This is a genomic window from Pantoea sp. NSTU24, assembly GCF_050157905.1.
Classification (GTDB): domain Bacteria; phylum Pseudomonadota; class Gammaproteobacteria; order Enterobacterales; family Enterobacteriaceae; genus Pantoea.
In genome coordinates, this window is record NZ_JBKIWZ010000001.1 from 2,744,181 (window position 1) to 2,759,000 (window position 14,820).

Sequence of the window (14,820 nt, forward strand, 5' to 3'; positions counted from 1 at the left end):
CTGCGATTCAGACCGGAATGTCGATAACCAGCGCGCGGGTCGGAGTTTTGGCGGTCAGCTGCAGCTGCTTCTCCTCCTGCAGGAACGCGCCGTCACCACAACCCAGCGTCTCCTGATGATCGGTGCCGGACATTGCGGTCAGCGATCCGTGAATCGACTGCAGATAGGCACGCGGCCCCTGTAAGCGCAGCGCGTGCTGCTCACCCGGTGCCAGCTCGACCTGATAAATCCATACCTGCTGACGCAGCTGCAGACTTTCGTCTGCGCCATCCGGCGAGGCGATCAGCTGCGACAGCTGCCCTTCTGCCAGTGCCATTTTCTGCATGCGCGGGTTTTCCCGCTCCGGGCAGGCGGCCAGCCAGAGCTGCATACGCGTCAGCGGTCGCTCTTTGCTCTGGTTTATTTCGGTGTAACTGACGCCCGGCTGCGCAGAGAGCAGCAGCGCCTCCCCTTCCTGTACGCTGATGGTGTTGCCTTCGCTGTCGCGGTATTCCGCTTCACCCTGCAGCACGATGTTCAGCACATCGACCTGAGGATAAGAGCGCGGCTGAAACGCGGCGCCCGGCGCCAGCACTTCCTGGTTCAGGACGCGCAGTGACGCGTAGCCCATCAGCTTCGGATCAAAGTAGTGGCCAAAAGAGAAACTGTAGCGGGCCTGCAGCCAGCCAAAATCGGCCTGGCCACATGCAGACGCACTGCGTGTGGTGATCATGATTTACCTCCGGCATCCGCTGACGAGAATCGGTCGCGGACTCTATACCCTCATGGTAAAAGTCTGGACGCCGGATTGTTAGCCAGTTAATCTGCCCGGCATGTTCAAATTTCCTGACAGAGAACCGGGATGGCTAAAGAGCGTGCGTTAACCCTTGAATCTTTACGCGTAATGGATGCGATTGATCGACGTGGCAGTTTTGCCGCTGCCGCGGATGAACTGGGCCGCGTTCCTTCCGCCCTCAGCTACACCATGCAGAAGCTGGAAGAGGAGCTGGATGTGGTGCTGTTTGACCGTTCCGGTCATCGCACCAAATTCACGAACGTGGGACGCATGCTGCTGGAGCGCGGCCGGGTACTGCTGGAAGCCGCCGATAAGCTCACCACAGATGCAGAAGCACTGGCACGCGGCTGGGAAACACATCTGACCATCGTGACTGAAGCGCTGGTGCCGGTCGAGGCCCTGTTTCCGCTGGTCACGCGGCTGGCAGATAAAGCCAATACGCAGTTTTCACTGGTCACCGAAGTACTGGCAGGCGCCTGGGAGCGGCTGGAACAGGGCCGCGCCGACATCGTAATCGCGCCAGATATGCACTTCCGCGCTTCAACCGAAATTAACACCCGCAAGCTCTACACCATGATGAGCGTCTATGTCGCCAGCGCCGATCACCCGATTCACAACGAACCTGAACCGCAGTCGGAAGTGACGCGGGTCAAATACCGTGGCATTGCGGTGGCAGACACGGCCCGTGAGCGGCCGGTGCTGACCGTGCAGCTGCTGGATAAGCAGCAGCGCCTGACCGTGAGCAGCATGGACGACAAGCGCCGCGCGCTGCTGGCGGGCCTGGGCGTCGCGACCATGCCCTATTCGCTAGTGGAGCAGGACATTGCCGAAGGTCGCCTGCGGGTGGTCAGCCCGGAGTATACCCGCGAGGTCGATATTATTATGGCGTGGCGACGTGACAGCATGGGCGAAGCGAAATCCTGGTGTCTGCGTGAGATCCCACGCCTGCTGGCAAAGAAAAACTGATACTCAGGGGCGGCTCAGACAATCCATCGCGACCGCCCTGAAGCTACTGAAATCCGTGCTATCCCGCAGGCGGGTCATCGCCCTTTCACGCAGAAACGTCACAAACAGATCGTAGATCGCCATCGCCTCTTCATACTCACTTTTGCTGATCGCCAGCAGAAAAATCACATAGGCGGTGTCGTCGCCCCAGGCGATTCCCTGCGGGGCCAGCACGGTGCAGACCACGGTTTTCTTTGCCAGCAGCCCCAGCGAGTGCGGCAGCGCAATGCCTTCGCCGAGCATGGTGCTGACGATCGCTTCGCGCTCTTCTACCGACGGACAGAACGCCGCATCCACAAATCCCTCCGCCTCCAGCTGATCGCACAGCTGGCGGAACAGCTCAGAACGGGTCATCGGCCGATCGATAATATGAAAATGCTGCGCATCAAAAAATTTCGCCAGCATATAGGGCCGGGTTCGATCGACCAGCACCAGTTTGCCAATCTGTTCCAGCTGAAAACCGGTGGGAAACGGCGACATGACCACCACCGGCTTCTCTTTTTCGCTGAGGCGGATGGTTGAGATAACAAAATCCTCATCAATGCGGCTGCGCGCCTCATATTCACGCTGTGACAGTCGCGCCGTGACCTGCAGCTGCGGATAGCGGCGCAGCAGCATCGCCTCAATCATCCGCAGCGTCGAGTTGCCGCTGTCGCACACCAGCAGCACCTGCGGATGACGCTGATAACCGACGTCATAGTGGCGCTCCAGCCCGACACCGATATGCAGTACCAGAAAGCCTATTTCATTCTCGCTGATCACATAAGGGGTATACTTCCCCCAGCTGGTCACCGCCGCGAGGGTGACATCATAGGCCATCGGATAGTGCTGCTTGATGTTACTGAGCAGCGGGTTAGGGATATGAATCTGATAGCGAACCCGGGTAATCATGGTCTTGATGTGGGTAAGCAGATCGGCACGCAGCTGCTGATCGTGCTGCAGATTAAAGTTGTAGTGAGTGTTGATAAAGCTGAGCAGATAATCCACCAGCGCCTCGCCATCGTCTGCGTTAATGGCGCTGGGGGCCACCGCCTGAATCCGCCGCGCCGCAATGTTAATCCGCAGCCAGTGCTCTTCAGCCGGGGAGATGGGCTTGCTGACCAGCGGACGCATCAGCGTAATCAGCTGATGCGCGGCTTCCCGCTCCTCGTCGCCAATCTCTTCCGCCCCCGGATCGTTGAGCGGATAGCCTTCGCTGATGCGCCGTACCGCCACGGCACAGTAGATCCGCAGATAGCGCTCGCCCTCATCGCTCAGCCGGATGTTGTGCCGGGCGAAACAGCGCTGCAGCAGCGGACGCAGCGTCTCCAGTATGCCGCTGTTCAGCGCCTCGATGGTCAGCAGCGGACTCTCCGGCTGCGCCTGATCGATTTGCCACAACAGGTCAGTCAGACAGGTCCGGATTGCCACCTCACTGCCAAACAGCTTCATGCCGTAATGCGGCTTGCTCTCGATAGTAAGGTGATAGCGCCCCAGCCATTCGCGCACCTCGGCCATATCATTCTGCAGAGTGGCGCGACTGACAAACCACTCTTCTGCCAGCGCCTCCAGCTTCAGTGAGTAGGCCGCGGTGAGAAAGCGGGTCAGCAGATAGCGTACCCGATCTGGTGCGGTTCGGGGCACCCGCAGTGGCGATGCACTGTGCTGTTGCAGATGCTGAAAGCGCTGCGCATCCTCAATTTTCAGCTGATAGCCTGCACCGCGATTCAGGATAAACTGCGCGCCATGTTCGGCCAGCAGCGCATTCAGCGCCGTCATGTCGGTGCGCACGGTGCGCGTCGAGACGGCAAAGCGCCGCGCCAGCTCCTCCTGAGGCAGCGTTTCGTTTTGCAGGGCATCGAACAGTTGCGCAAGGCGCTGATGGGGAAATCTCACAAGCGTTACCTGTTAGCAGACAGAAAATGGGAATCAGCCTACGGCGATCGTCGTGCAACGTCCATGCTGCGCGATCGCGCCGGGGCTTACCGATCGTATCGATCCTCAGGCAAGCAGCGTTTTACAGATCGTCAGCAGCTGCCGCACATCCTCCACGCGCGTCTCACCACTGGCTTTATCGATGATCGAACTGTAAACATGCGGGATCACTTTACTGACGCCCGACGCCAGCGCAATACGGACGATCTCACCAAAATTCGCCAGATCGATGCCGCCGGTAGGCTCCAGCCAGAAATCCTGTTTTGCGCACGCTTCCGCCACGGCGCGATACTCCTCCACCGCCTGCAGCCCGCCCATCGGGAAATATTTCACCGAGCTGCCGCCCATATCCTGCAGCATCGCAATAGCGGTTTCGACGGGAACGATCCCGTCAGGCTGTTTTGCGCTGCGCGGTCCGGTGGAAATTTTTACCCGACCCGGCGTGCCGGTGGGTGAGATCAGGCCGTTGACGACGGTCTGCGACTGCCCCAGCAGGGCGCGACTGGTGGCGACACCGGTAAAAACCTGGTTTACATGCTGCGGCTGCAGCTCCGCCGCGATCTCACTCACCATCTGTGACTGATTCGGATCGCCCGCGCCCAGCCCGATCGAGAGCGCGTTGTCGATCAGCGCGGCATACTCGCGCATATCGGCGATCGCGGCCGCATTGCTGGCGTAGTTTTTTGACAGTACACCCACCAGCACATGCCCTTCTGCCGCCTGCCAGATGGCGCGCGCATTCTCTTTTGATCCCGCCAGCACATTGAGGCAGAGACGATCCTGATAAAAATGGGGGGTCAGCGTCATGCGTTGTTTTCTCCGTTTAGCAGCGTCTGGATGCGGGTAAAGATGGTATTCAGCTGATCGGCGCTGACGCTGCGGACGTCCGCTTCGATAATGCCTTCGTTGGCTTTGTAGCCGCGGAAATAGATCGCCACGTCGCCCTTTTTGAGTGCCTGCACCAGATCGCCGGTGCGGTGCGGGATCGCGGCTTCATCGAAAGCGATCTCGGTGCGGGCGATATCGCGCCCGGCGCTGTCCCACACCACGCGGGCCGTCACGCCGTGCAGGCTGTTGAGCTGCGCAATGAAGGGCGTCATTTTTTCCACCATCTGCGCGCCGCTGATCTTCGGCTGCGTCAGGTAGCTTTCGATGGCCTGGGTCAGCCCAAGAATGCCCTCTTTGCCGACTTTCATTGCACGGCCAATGCCGTTGGTCTGGCGTTTAACCCATTCGACATACTGATGCCTGCCGATCACCAGTCCGCTGGTCGGCCCTTCGATGGCTTTGGCGCCGCTGTAGATCACCAGATCCGCCCCTACCGCGTAGTAACAGTGCAGATCCTCTTCTGCGGCGGCATCGACAATTAATGGCACGCCGTGCTCGCGCGCCACGGCGGCAGCCTGTGCCACATCGAGATGGCTCTTCTGCACGCAGTGATGTGATTTCACATAGAGGATGGCCGCCGTCTGCGGCGTGATCGCCGCGGCGAGCTGGGCGGCTGAGCATTCGTTGCTGTAACCTGCCTCCACCAGCTCTCCGCCGCCCAGCGCCACCATACTTCCTACCGGCGCGCCATAGTTCACGTTGTGCCCTTTCGGCACCACAATCTGATGCGGAATGGTCAGCGGCGCAGCATGCAGATTATCCAGCAGCCAGTCGCTGTCTTTGACAATGACCGCCGCCACGCTCTGGGCGATACCGGCCGAGGCGCAGGAAACCACCAGCGCGTTCTCCACCTTCAGCAGCCCGGCGATATAGGCACCCGTCTTATCCACCAGATCTTTCATCTCGAAGTAATGTTCGAGGCCATATTTCACCGTGTCGATCACCTCACTCGACGGCGTGGAAACACCGAGGATCGTCATACGGCCAGAGGCGTTAATGACCGGCTTCAGGCCATACTTTTCATAAACCGGGTTCATGCGCGGCTCCTTCTTCAGTCGCAAACCACTCTCCGGCGACCACGGCCGCCAGCGGGATCAGATGTTTATCACCGGCCACCTGTTCACCCTCTGAATCGATGAAGGGCCGGCTCTCCTGTTTAACGCTAAACACCGTCAGATCGGCGTCATAACCTACTTTCAGCTGGCCCTTGCGCGTCAGGCGAAGTCCTGCGGCCGCCCTGGCCGTGACGCAGTCGATCACCTGCGGCAGCGTCATGCCGACGCTGAAAAACTTCGACATGACATGCGCCAGACTGTGTACCGGCCCGGCCAGGCGATTGCGGCAGTAGATATCCGAACTGATGGTGTCGGGCAGAATGCCCTGCGCGATCGCTGCCCGGGCCACCTCAAAGCTGAAACTGGCGCTGCCGTGGCCCACATCCAGCCGTACACCGCGCGCAATCGCCTGTTTTACCGCCACTTTCAGTTCTCCCTGCGGCGTCAGGATACGATTAGGCTTGCCATTGAAGCAGTGCGTGATGATGTCGCCGCTGGTGAGCAGATCCACGATCTGGTCGAGATCGGGTGGATCGTTACCGATATGCACCATCAGCGGCAGTCCGCCGCTCTGCTGCTGGATCGCTTTCGCTTTTATCAGCGGCTGCACGCCGTTTTTACCGACCACGCTGCTGCTGATACGCGCCTTGAGGCCAACAATAAAATCAGGCAGCCGCGTCACCGCCTGCTGCACCGCTTCACCATCGATCTGCGTCATATCGGCCAGCTCATTCTGAGTGACGATGCCGGTGCGGGCGATATTGATCAGCGCATAGACCTGCGTCGTGGCCGTGCGCGTCAGCTGGTAAAAGTCATCAATATGATCTGCGCCGGTGCTGCCCGCATCGACCACCGTGGTGACGCCATGCGCCACGCCAATCGCATCCGCCTCATCATGATAAATCGGAGATTTGGGATAGCAGTGAACGTGGGAGTCGATCCAGCCCGCGCTGAGATAGACGCGGCCCGCCAGATTGCGCTCGCGGCGGGCGCTGCCCTGCACGCGGCCTATCGCCGCGATACGGCCATTCTGCAGCGCAATATCGACCACCTGCTCATCGCAGAGGCGTGCGGCGCGGATAATCAGGTCGTACATGGTTTCTCCTTAACGACAGCCCACCGTCGGGCTGTCGATGAGATCAGAGAGCAATCGGGTAAATCGCACCCAGGATCATTGCGCCCAGTATCGCGCCGCCAGTAATTGGCTTGTTCCAGAGATAGAACAGCAGCGCCCCCAGCAGCGAACCCAGCCCAATCGGGATGGAAGCCGCCATAGCGGAGAGAATGATGAGTGGTCCCAGAAAGCGTCCCGAGGCATTGCCTGCGCCCATCATCACGTCAGCGCCGTAGGTCGAGTCGCTCTGATTGATGGTGAATTTACGCGCCAGAATAATCAGGTAGCCAATGGCCAGGCCGATCACCAGCCCGGTCACCAGCGAGGCGGCGAAGTTCGCTACCGGGAAGATGATACCCGCGCCCAGCAGCAGCGCCGGAACGCCCAGTCCGACGCCGGTCTGAATCGCACCGCCGATGTCCAGAATACCCACCAGCGAGCCTTCGATAATGCGGGCAAACAGGAAGCTGGCGCCAAAGGCAGCGACCGCGCCATAGACGCCGGTTTCCATGCCTGCACGCAGCATTGAGACAAACGCCACTTCGTTAAACGCGCCGATACCATAGAGGTAATACATGTGGGTTCCGGCAAAGACACCCGAAGAGAGCAGGCCAACAAAGATCGGGAAAGACCAGTCGGCGTACCAGAAGCCTTTATTTTCGTTCATCGCATCGCCCCTATTTACCGCTGACGGTGTTGTGGATCATGTCAAGCCAGCCAGGAATGCCGAGCTGGAATGACTGCAGCAGTTTCATATCGAAACCCCGGAAGAAGCCGCTCAGCACAAACAGCAGCACAATCGCCGTCATCATGACTTTGGTGACCCGGTTCCAGCCGCTCTCTTCTACGCCTTTACCAATCAGAATGCCCAGCACCAGGCCCGGCACGGCGTTGCCCATAATCAGCTGCGCCAGGCCGCCAAAAATGGTGGCCCAGAAGCCCGACTTTCTGCCTGCGTCGATCGCAGCCAGCCAGAAGATAACCGGCATGACGGTGTTCACCAGCAGGTTCGCGGCGGGCACCAGTACTTTGACTGCCGTGACCTGCAGCGCAGCAGGCACTGCGGAGGCGGTCGAGTTCAGGAAGGCGACCACGATCATGCCGATGATGCCGCAGGCGATAGCCATTTTTTTCGGGTTGTGCAGCGTCTCCGCCACGTTGCGATTCTTTACCATCAGCGCCGCCGCCCCCCAGTTTGGGATGATGCGGTGGTCCACATCCTGCGTGAAGGAACCGGCGGCCACAGAAGATGCCCAGGCATTGAAAAAGAAGCCAAGACCAAAGGAGAAGTGGGAGGCCGGATCGCCTTCGCACGAGTTCAGCTCACCCAGCGTTCGGAAAGCCCCCATGCCCTGCGTTGTCGGCGCATGGAACATGCGCGCGGCACCTGCCCCCACGCCGACGCCAACCAGCCCGCCAATGATCAACGACTTAAACAAAATGATTAAAAACATGTTGTTGTACCTTATTGTCGTTTTTTTACCCGTCCGGCATCAGCCGCCGCCTCGCCCTGCCGGCCATAGAGTTGCCACAGCAGACGCAGGGCAGAATGGCCCGACGCACACAGGCTTATGATGTTGTCGTAAACGTCACCTGCTCAGTATCGAAAACGGTGACGCTGACGGTGATCTCCAGCGTGACGCTGAAGTGCCGGCGCTGGCGCGCCAGAAAGAAGAAGAGAAACTTCTCGGTTCTGACATTCTCCTGCGCCCGCAGCACCCGGACATCCTGAGGTTCGATGCGCAGCAGAATTTTTTGCGTTGCGCGCAGAACCTGGTTCTGCACACGGCTCAGAGCATCGGCAAAGGCTTTCGCTTTGGTGTCGCCTTTGCCGTCGACCGTCACCTGCGTCACGTAGTGTTCTTTCATAATCCGCTGCCGTGCTTCCTGTTCCAGGCCTGCACCAGCCGCTCACCTAATTCCTCCTTGTCCATAAAACCAAAGCCCAGCACCGTGGCGCCTTCATTGATGGCGGTGACGCCCTCATCAATCGAGCGCATGCCATGTTTTGCTTTATAGCCATGCTTGTTCTGCGCAGTGATCGCACCTGCACCGCCGCTGCCGCAGAAGGAGATGCCGAAATCAGCGTTTTCAGCTTTCATCACGTCACCCAGCTTCATGTCGGCCGCCACACCTGGCACCACGATGGCCCGGCCACCGGCTTTTTCGATGCCTGCCGCCACTTTCTGCCCTTTACCTAACCGATCGCCAATGACGACTGTGACCATGCTCTGTTCCTCTTCAGTTGTTGGATCGCGCGACTTCTATATGGACTGACAGCAGCCACGCCTCTTCACGAGGCAGATTGCCAAACAGATCTACCACCTGCTGCGCCAGCGCTAACGTCTCCGACGGAATATCCTCAAACAGCTCCGCTTCCACGTCCGGCAGCGGCTCCCCGCTCAGTGAGCGTGATGCCATTGCGGTGACATGGGATTGCAGCATCTGCTGCTGCACCGCATTGGGCTGAATGCCGTGCTGCTGGTAGATTGCCTCTATCTGCCTCATCACGCGGTCAGCCAGCTCCTGCACTTTCTCCGGTGGCGCTTCATACACCGGAACGCTGTCATTGCTCACCTTACTACTCCTGTTAAGCCGGATAATTCGCGTTGAAAATAAATTAACCTCCATCCCATCGGCTGTGGAGAGGCAACATTTCCTGCAGCAAGTGGAAATCAGAATGAAGGTTGTGCGTCAGATCGCAGCCTGCACGGTTAGTGCGTAATGAGTTACGGATTGCACGGAGCGTGAGAACACACCGTCACGAAGCGGCTGATTGCGCGACACCGGCTGGCGCAGTCGGCAGACGTCAGTGGTGTGATAAGAAGAGGTGATGGTAAAAAACGCCGGTCGGGCTGACCGGCGATCGGATTAACGGAATTTCTTATGGTTGGTATCGCGGATGTCATCAAATTTCGCAGCTTCACGCTTTGCGCCCGCCACGTTATTCGCTTTCGCCAGCGTATTAACCACATCGATCTGGGCTATCAGCGAGTCCAGACCGGCGTGATACGCTTTCACCTGTGCGCTGTCAGCAGGCTGACCTTCCAGCTTATCCGGTGTGGACTGCTTCGCATCCTGTGCGGCAGCTCGCATTTTCGTTAACGCCTGCTGCATCTCCTGAGCATTGTCTGTTTTTTTGACGATTTTCAGGTTTGCATTTAGCGTGTCCATATCCTCTTCCAGGTCCGCCGCATAGAGGCTGACGCTGGAGAACAGCAAAGAAGCCGACAACATTGCAATCACATGCTTACGCATCATCATTTCCTTTTTTATTGTGATGAAAAAAAGCAGCCAACGGGCTGCTTCAGAAATGCATCTTATTGTCCCGCTATCTTCATTTCAGGCAGTAATACGGAACCGCACTGAATGTTGCTACGGGTTTCGATGTCGTCACCGATGGTCACCATGTTACGCCACATCTCTTTGAGATTGCCCGCAATGGTGATTTCGCTGACCGGATACTGAATTACGCCATTCTCCACCCAGAAGCCGGCTGCCCCGCGAGAGTAATCGCCGGTAATGGCGCTGACGCCCTGACCCATCAGCTCGGTGACCACCAGTCCCGTGCCCATCTGCTTCAGCAGCGCATCGGAGCTGTGACCCTGACCCGCGATACGCCAGTTATGGATACCACCAGCGTGACCGGTGCTGGTCAGGCCCAGCTTGCGCGCCGAGTAGCTGGTCAGCAGCCAGGTCTGCAGGACACCCGCTTTAATAATGTCGCGCGACTGTGTCCGCACGCCTTCGCTGTCGAAAGGCGTCGAGGCCAGCCCTTTCAGCAGATGCGGCTGTTCGCTGATGGTCAGCCACTCCGGCAGAATCTGCTGCCCCATGGCATCCAGCAGGAAGGTCGATTTACGGTAGACACTGCCGCCGCTGATCGCCCCCACCAGATGACCAAACAGGCCGGTCGCCACTTCAGCGGCAAAAATCACCGGGGCCTTCATCGTCGGCAGCTTGCGCGGCGCCAGACGGGAAAGCGTGCGGCGTGCACACTCTGCGCCCACCCACTCCGGGCTTTTCAGATCGTCGAACGCACGGCCAATGGTGTAGGCATAGTCGCGTTCCATGTCGCCATCCTGCTCGGCAATTACGCTGCTGGAGAGCGAGTGACGGCTGGAACAGTAGCTCTGCAGCATGCCATGACTGTTACCAAAAACTTTGATGCCGACATGGCTGTTGAAGCTGCCGCCTTCGGTGTTGGTGATCCGCTTGTCGGCGCGCAGCGCGGCCTCCTCGGCCTGCGCCGCCAGCTCGATAGCACGATCGGCGTCGATCTCCCACGGATGGTAAAGATCGAGATCCGGCGCGTCATAGGCCAGCAGCTCGGGATCAGCCGGACCAGCATAAGGATCGGGAGAGGTGTAGCGCGCGATATCAATCGCCGCCTGCACGGTACGTTTAATCGCGTCCGGGCTGAGGTCGGTTGATGAGGCGCTGCCTTTACGGTTCTGATGATAAACGGTAATGCCCAGCGCCCCGTCGCTGTTGAATTCGACGTTTTCCACTTCGCCATAGCGGGTGCTGACCCCGATGCCGGTGGTTTTACTGACCGCGACTTCCGCGCTGTCAGTGCTTGCCTTAGCCAGTTCAAGTGCCTGCGCAATTGCCTGCTCCAGTACTTTTCGCTGTTCTGCAACCTGAGTAGATACGTTCATCGACCTGCCGTCTAATCTTATGTGTGAATGATTTGAGTCTATCAGAGTCAGAGAACAATTTCGCAGTCACCCGATAAACTGGTAGGATTAGCCTCTTTTTTTTGGGAGCCCGGAAATGACCAGAAAGCCCGATGAGTGGCTCGACGATGTGCCAGATAATAATGAAGAAGAAGATGAAGAGATTATCTGGGTCAGTAAGAGTGAAATTAAACGCGATGCCGAAGAGTTAAAGCGCCTGGGTGCCGAACTGGTCGATCTGGGGAAAAACTCGCTGGATAAGATCCCACTGGATGAGCGCCTGCGCACCGAGATTGAACTGGCACAGCGCATCAAAAAAGAGGGTCGTCGCCGTCAGCTGCAACTGATCGGTAAACTGCTGCGCAGTATCGATGTCGAGCCTATCCGCGTTGCGCTGGACAAGCTCAAGAATCGCCACAATCAGCAGGTCGCGCTGTTCCACAAGCTGGAAATGTTACGCGATCGTCTGATTGAGCAGGGTGATGAGGCAATGAGCGACGTGATCGCGCTTTATCCTGACGCCGATCGTCAGCAGTTACGCAGCATGATCCGTAACGCGCAGAAAGAGAAAGCGGGCAACAAGCCGCCAAAATCTGCCCGTCAGATTTTCCAGTATCTGCGCGAGCTGGCCGAAGCAAACTGAGATCCTGCCTGATGCCGGATTGGCTGCAATGGCGGACAGGTGAACGCGCGCCCGGACCGGTGCATGCCGGACACGCCTGTGCACCGACGGCATAAAAAAGCGCCCGATGCGGGCGCCTGTCGTATTACTGCAGCCTGTCCAGCAGCTTCTGATGAATACCTCCAAAGCCGCCATTGCTCATGACCAGAATAGAGTCGCCTGGCTGAGCGGCTTTTGCCACCATCTCCACCAGCGTATCGATATCGGCACTCCAGTGGGCAGGCGGAATACAGGCTTCGGCAACATCGGAAACCTGCCACGGAATATGGTGTGGCTGGAACAGAAAGACCTCATCCGCGCGCGCCAGCGACGGCGCCAGATCGTTTTTGCTGACGCCCATCTTCATGGTGTTAGAGCGCGGCTCCAGCACGGCCAGGATACGTGCCCGTCCGCCGACCTTGCTGCGCAGTGCGGCCAGCGTTGCCAGAATCGCGGTCGGATGATGCGCAAAATCATCATAGACCTTGATGCTGTTCACTTCGCCACGCAGCTCCAGCCGGCGACGGGCATTGATAAAGCTGTTCAGCGCCTGTCCGGCATCTTCCGGCCTGACCCCCACATGACGCGCGGCAGCAATCGCCATCAGGCCATTGTGCATGTTATGTTCACCCACCAGTGCCCAGTTCACCTCTCCGACTTTTTCACCGTCGAGCCACACTTCCCAGTGTGACGCGTCGGTCGTCAGTTTCTTCGCCTGCCAGCGTCCGTGGTCGCCCACGTTCTCCTGCTCGCTCCAGCAGCCCATCGCCATCACCTGTTTCAGGTGAGGATCGTGCTCCGGCAGCAGGATCCTGCCCTGACCCGGCACGATCCGCACCAGATGGTGGAACTGCTTCTGGATGGCGCGAAGATCGTCAAAGATATCCGCGTGATCAAACTCAAGGTTGTTGAGGATCAGGGTGCGTGGCGCGTAGTGAACAAACTTGGAACGCTTATCGAAAAACGCGCAGTCATACTCATCCGCTTCAATGACGAAGAATGGACTTTTTCCTAATTTTGCCGAGACATCGAAGTTTCCGGGCACACCACCAATAATGAAGCCGGGTTCCAGGCCGCAGGCCTCCAGAATCCACGCTGCCATGCCGGCTGTCGTGGTTTTGCCGTGGGTGCCGGCCACTGCCAGCACCCAGCGGTCGCGCAGCACGAAATCATGCAGCCATTGCGGGCCAGAGAGATAAGGAATGTTACGTTCCAGTACCGCTTCCACACAGGGATTACCCCGCGTCATCGCATTGCCGATAATCACCAGGTCGGGCGCAGGGTCAAGCTGGCTCGCGTCGTAACCTTCAGTTAATTCAATACCTTGCTGTTCGAGCAACGTGCTCATTGGCGGGTAAACGTTGGCGTCTGAACCGGTCACCTGATGACCCAGTGAGCGAGCCAGCACGGCCAGACCGCCCATAAACGTGCCACAAATCCCGAGGATGTGAATGCGCATAACATGATCCATTACTCAAAAGTTCGGCGCACAGTGTAACCCTGCTGGCAGACGGAAGAAACGGATTAGGACTATGGTTTTTGAAGTTCAATCGGCTAAACTGCGTACGCATCCGTTGGCAGACTGTTACGCGTGCTGCCACTCCATCGCAGATTCAGGGAATGTGTTATGAAAACGTTGGGCGAATTTATCGTCGAGAAGCAGCACGACTTTCCGCACGCCACAGGTGAACTGACGGCACTGATCTCAGCTATCAAGCTGGGTGCCAAAATCATTCACCGCGATATCAACAAAGCCGGGTTAGTGGATATCCTCGGTGCCAGTGGTGTGGAAAATGTTCAGGGTGAACAGCAGATGAAACTCGATCTGTTCGCCAATGAAAAACTCAAGGCAGCCCTGAAAGCGCGTGGCATCGTCGCCGGTATCGCTTCGGAGGAAGAAGATGAGTTTGTGATCTTCGAAGGTGAGGAGAACGGCAAATATGTGGTGTTAATGGACCCGCTGGATGGTTCGTCTAACATCGATGTGAACGTTTCCGTCGGCACCATTTTCTCTATCTATCACCGCGTCAGCGAACCGGGAACACCGGTCGTTGAAGCGGACTTCATGCAGCCAGGCAACAAGCAGGTTGCTGCAGGCTACGTGGTTTACGGCTCATCCACCATGATGGTCTACACCACCGGCGCAGGCGTGCATGCGTTTACCTACGATCCGTCGCTGGGTGTGTTCTGCCTGAGCCACGAACGTATGACCTATCCGGAGAGCGGTTACACTTACTCCATCAACGAAGGCAACTACATCCGTTTCCCACAGGGCGTGAAGAAATATCTGAAGTTCTGCCAGGAAGAGGATCTGCCGACACACCGCCCTTACACCTCGCGTTACATTGGTTCGCTGGTCGCGGATTTCCATCGTAACCTGCTGAAAGGCGGCATCTACCTCTACCCAAGCACCGCCAGCCATCCTCAGGGCAAGCTGCGTCTGCTGTATGAGTGCAACCCGATGGCCTTCCTGGCCGAACAGGCGGGCGGTAAAGCCAGCGATGGTCAGCGACGTATTCTGGATATTCCCCCCGTTACGCTGCACCAGCGCTGCCCGTTCTACTGCGGTAATGAGGCGATGGTCAACGACGTTGAGCGTTTCCTGGCTGAGTTCCCGGACTGCCGTCAGGGCTAAGCCGGTCGCGGTTTAAGCCAGAAAAGTAAAAAGCCAGAGCGCGATTAACGTGCTCTGGCTTTTTTGATCCGGCGTGGCGATGACTTAATCGACA

Annotated in this window: 16 protein-coding genes; 3 read left to right on the forward strand and 13 right to left on the reverse strand. The window is 58.1% G+C overall.

Annotated features, from left to right (window positions below; all coding sequences use genetic code 11):
- Positions 1–7: 7 nt before the first annotated feature.
- Positions 8–712 (reverse strand): pirin family protein, encoded by a 705-nt coding sequence (locus ACLHDD_RS13050; protein ID WP_427104452.1) that lies wholly within the window; start codon positions 710–712, stop codon positions 8–10.
- Positions 713–841: 129 nt separating this feature from the next.
- On the opposite strand from ACLHDD_RS13050, the gene ACLHDD_RS13055 reads away from it, so the two are divergent.
- Positions 842–1,741, forward strand: a complete 900-nt coding sequence (locus ACLHDD_RS13055; protein ID WP_111139251.1) for a LysR family transcriptional regulator — start codon at positions 842–844, stop codon at positions 1,739–1,741.
- Between the two features lie 3 nt (positions 1,742–1,744).
- On the opposite strand, the gene ACLHDD_RS13060 is transcribed toward ACLHDD_RS13055, so the two are convergent.
- The 11 genes from ACLHDD_RS13060 to pmbA all read right to left on the reverse strand — a co-directional run bounded on the left by ACLHDD_RS13060 (position 1,745) and on the right by pmbA (position 11,412).
- Positions 1,745–3,655: a BglG family transcription antiterminator gene (locus tag ACLHDD_RS13060; RefSeq protein ID WP_427104453.1), complete on the reverse strand. Its 1,911-nt coding sequence runs from the start codon at positions 3,653–3,655 to the stop codon at positions 1,745–1,747.
- A 105-nt stretch (positions 3,656–3,760) separates the two neighbouring features.
- Positions 3,761–4,501, reverse strand: a complete 741-nt coding sequence (gene dagF, locus ACLHDD_RS13065; RefSeq protein WP_427104454.1) for a 2-dehydro-3-deoxy-phosphogluconate aldolase — start codon at positions 4,499–4,501, stop codon at positions 3,761–3,763.
- Positions 4,498–5,619, reverse strand: coding sequence for a DgaE family pyridoxal phosphate-dependent ammonia lyase (locus ACLHDD_RS13070; RefSeq protein WP_427104455.1), 1,122 nt, complete (start codon positions 5,617–5,619; stop codon positions 4,498–4,500). The genes dagF and ACLHDD_RS13070 overlap by 4 nt, the downstream gene beginning before the upstream one ends.
- Positions 5,603–6,733 carry an amidohydrolase/deacetylase family metallohydrolase gene (locus tag ACLHDD_RS13075; protein WP_427104456.1) on the reverse strand — a complete coding sequence of 377 codons (1,131 nt, stop codon included), beginning with the start codon at positions 6,731–6,733 and terminating at the stop codon, positions 5,603–5,605. Before ACLHDD_RS13075 ends, ACLHDD_RS13070 begins: the two co-directional genes overlap by 17 nt.
- A 43-nt stretch (positions 6,734–6,776) precedes the next feature.
- Positions 6,777–7,418: a DUF4310 family protein gene (locus tag ACLHDD_RS13080; protein ID WP_427104457.1), complete on the reverse strand. Its 642-nt coding sequence runs from the start codon at positions 7,416–7,418 to the stop codon at positions 6,777–6,779.
- Positions 7,419–7,428: 10 nt separating this feature from the next.
- A complete protein-coding gene (locus ACLHDD_RS13085; RefSeq protein ID WP_313655283.1) occupies positions 7,429–8,205 on the reverse strand; it encodes a DUF4311 domain-containing protein in 777 nt (258 codons plus the stop codon).
- Between the two features lie 115 nt (positions 8,206–8,320).
- A complete protein-coding gene (locus tag ACLHDD_RS13090) occupies positions 8,321–8,620 on the reverse strand; it encodes a DUF4312 family protein (protein WP_427104458.1) in 300 nt (99 codons plus the stop codon).
- Positions 8,617–8,979, reverse strand: coding sequence for an SFCGS family glycine-rich protein (locus ACLHDD_RS13095; RefSeq protein ID WP_427104459.1), 363 nt, complete (start codon positions 8,977–8,979; stop codon positions 8,617–8,619). Before ACLHDD_RS13095 ends, ACLHDD_RS13090 begins: the two co-directional genes overlap by 4 nt.
- 13 nt (positions 8,980–8,992) lie before the next feature.
- Positions 8,993–9,328 (reverse strand): glycine dehydrogenase, encoded by a 336-nt coding sequence (locus ACLHDD_RS13100; protein ID WP_427104460.1) that lies wholly within the window; start codon positions 9,326–9,328, stop codon positions 8,993–8,995.
- Between the two features lie 294 nt (positions 9,329–9,622).
- Positions 9,623–10,009: a cytochrome b562 gene (cybC, locus tag ACLHDD_RS13105; protein ID WP_427104461.1), complete on the reverse strand. Its 387-nt coding sequence runs from the start codon at positions 10,007–10,009 to the stop codon at positions 9,623–9,625.
- Between the two features lie 62 nt (positions 10,010–10,071).
- Positions 10,072–11,412, reverse strand: a complete 1,341-nt coding sequence (gene pmbA / locus ACLHDD_RS13110) for a metalloprotease PmbA (protein WP_427104462.1) — start codon at positions 11,410–11,412, stop codon at positions 10,072–10,074.
- Between the two features lie 115 nt (positions 11,413–11,527).
- On the opposite strand from pmbA, the gene yjgA reads away from it, so the two are divergent.
- Positions 11,528–12,073, forward strand: a complete 546-nt coding sequence (gene yjgA, locus ACLHDD_RS13115; protein WP_427104463.1) for a ribosome biogenesis factor YjgA — start codon at positions 11,528–11,530, stop codon at positions 12,071–12,073.
- A 124-nt stretch (positions 12,074–12,197) separates the two neighbouring features.
- On the opposite strand, the gene mpl is transcribed toward yjgA, so the two are convergent.
- Positions 12,198–13,550 (reverse strand): UDP-N-acetylmuramate:L-alanyl-gamma-D-glutamyl-meso-diaminopimelate ligase, encoded by a 1,353-nt coding sequence (mpl, locus tag ACLHDD_RS13120; protein ID WP_427104464.1) that lies wholly within the window; start codon positions 13,548–13,550, stop codon positions 12,198–12,200.
- Positions 13,551–13,718: 168 nt separating this feature from the next.
- On the opposite strand from mpl, the gene fbp reads away from it, so the two are divergent.
- Positions 13,719–14,726: a class 1 fructose-bisphosphatase gene (gene fbp, locus ACLHDD_RS13125; protein ID WP_427104465.1), complete on the forward strand. Its 1,008-nt coding sequence runs from the start codon at positions 13,719–13,721 to the stop codon at positions 14,724–14,726.
- Positions 14,727–14,820: the final 94 nt, after the last annotated feature.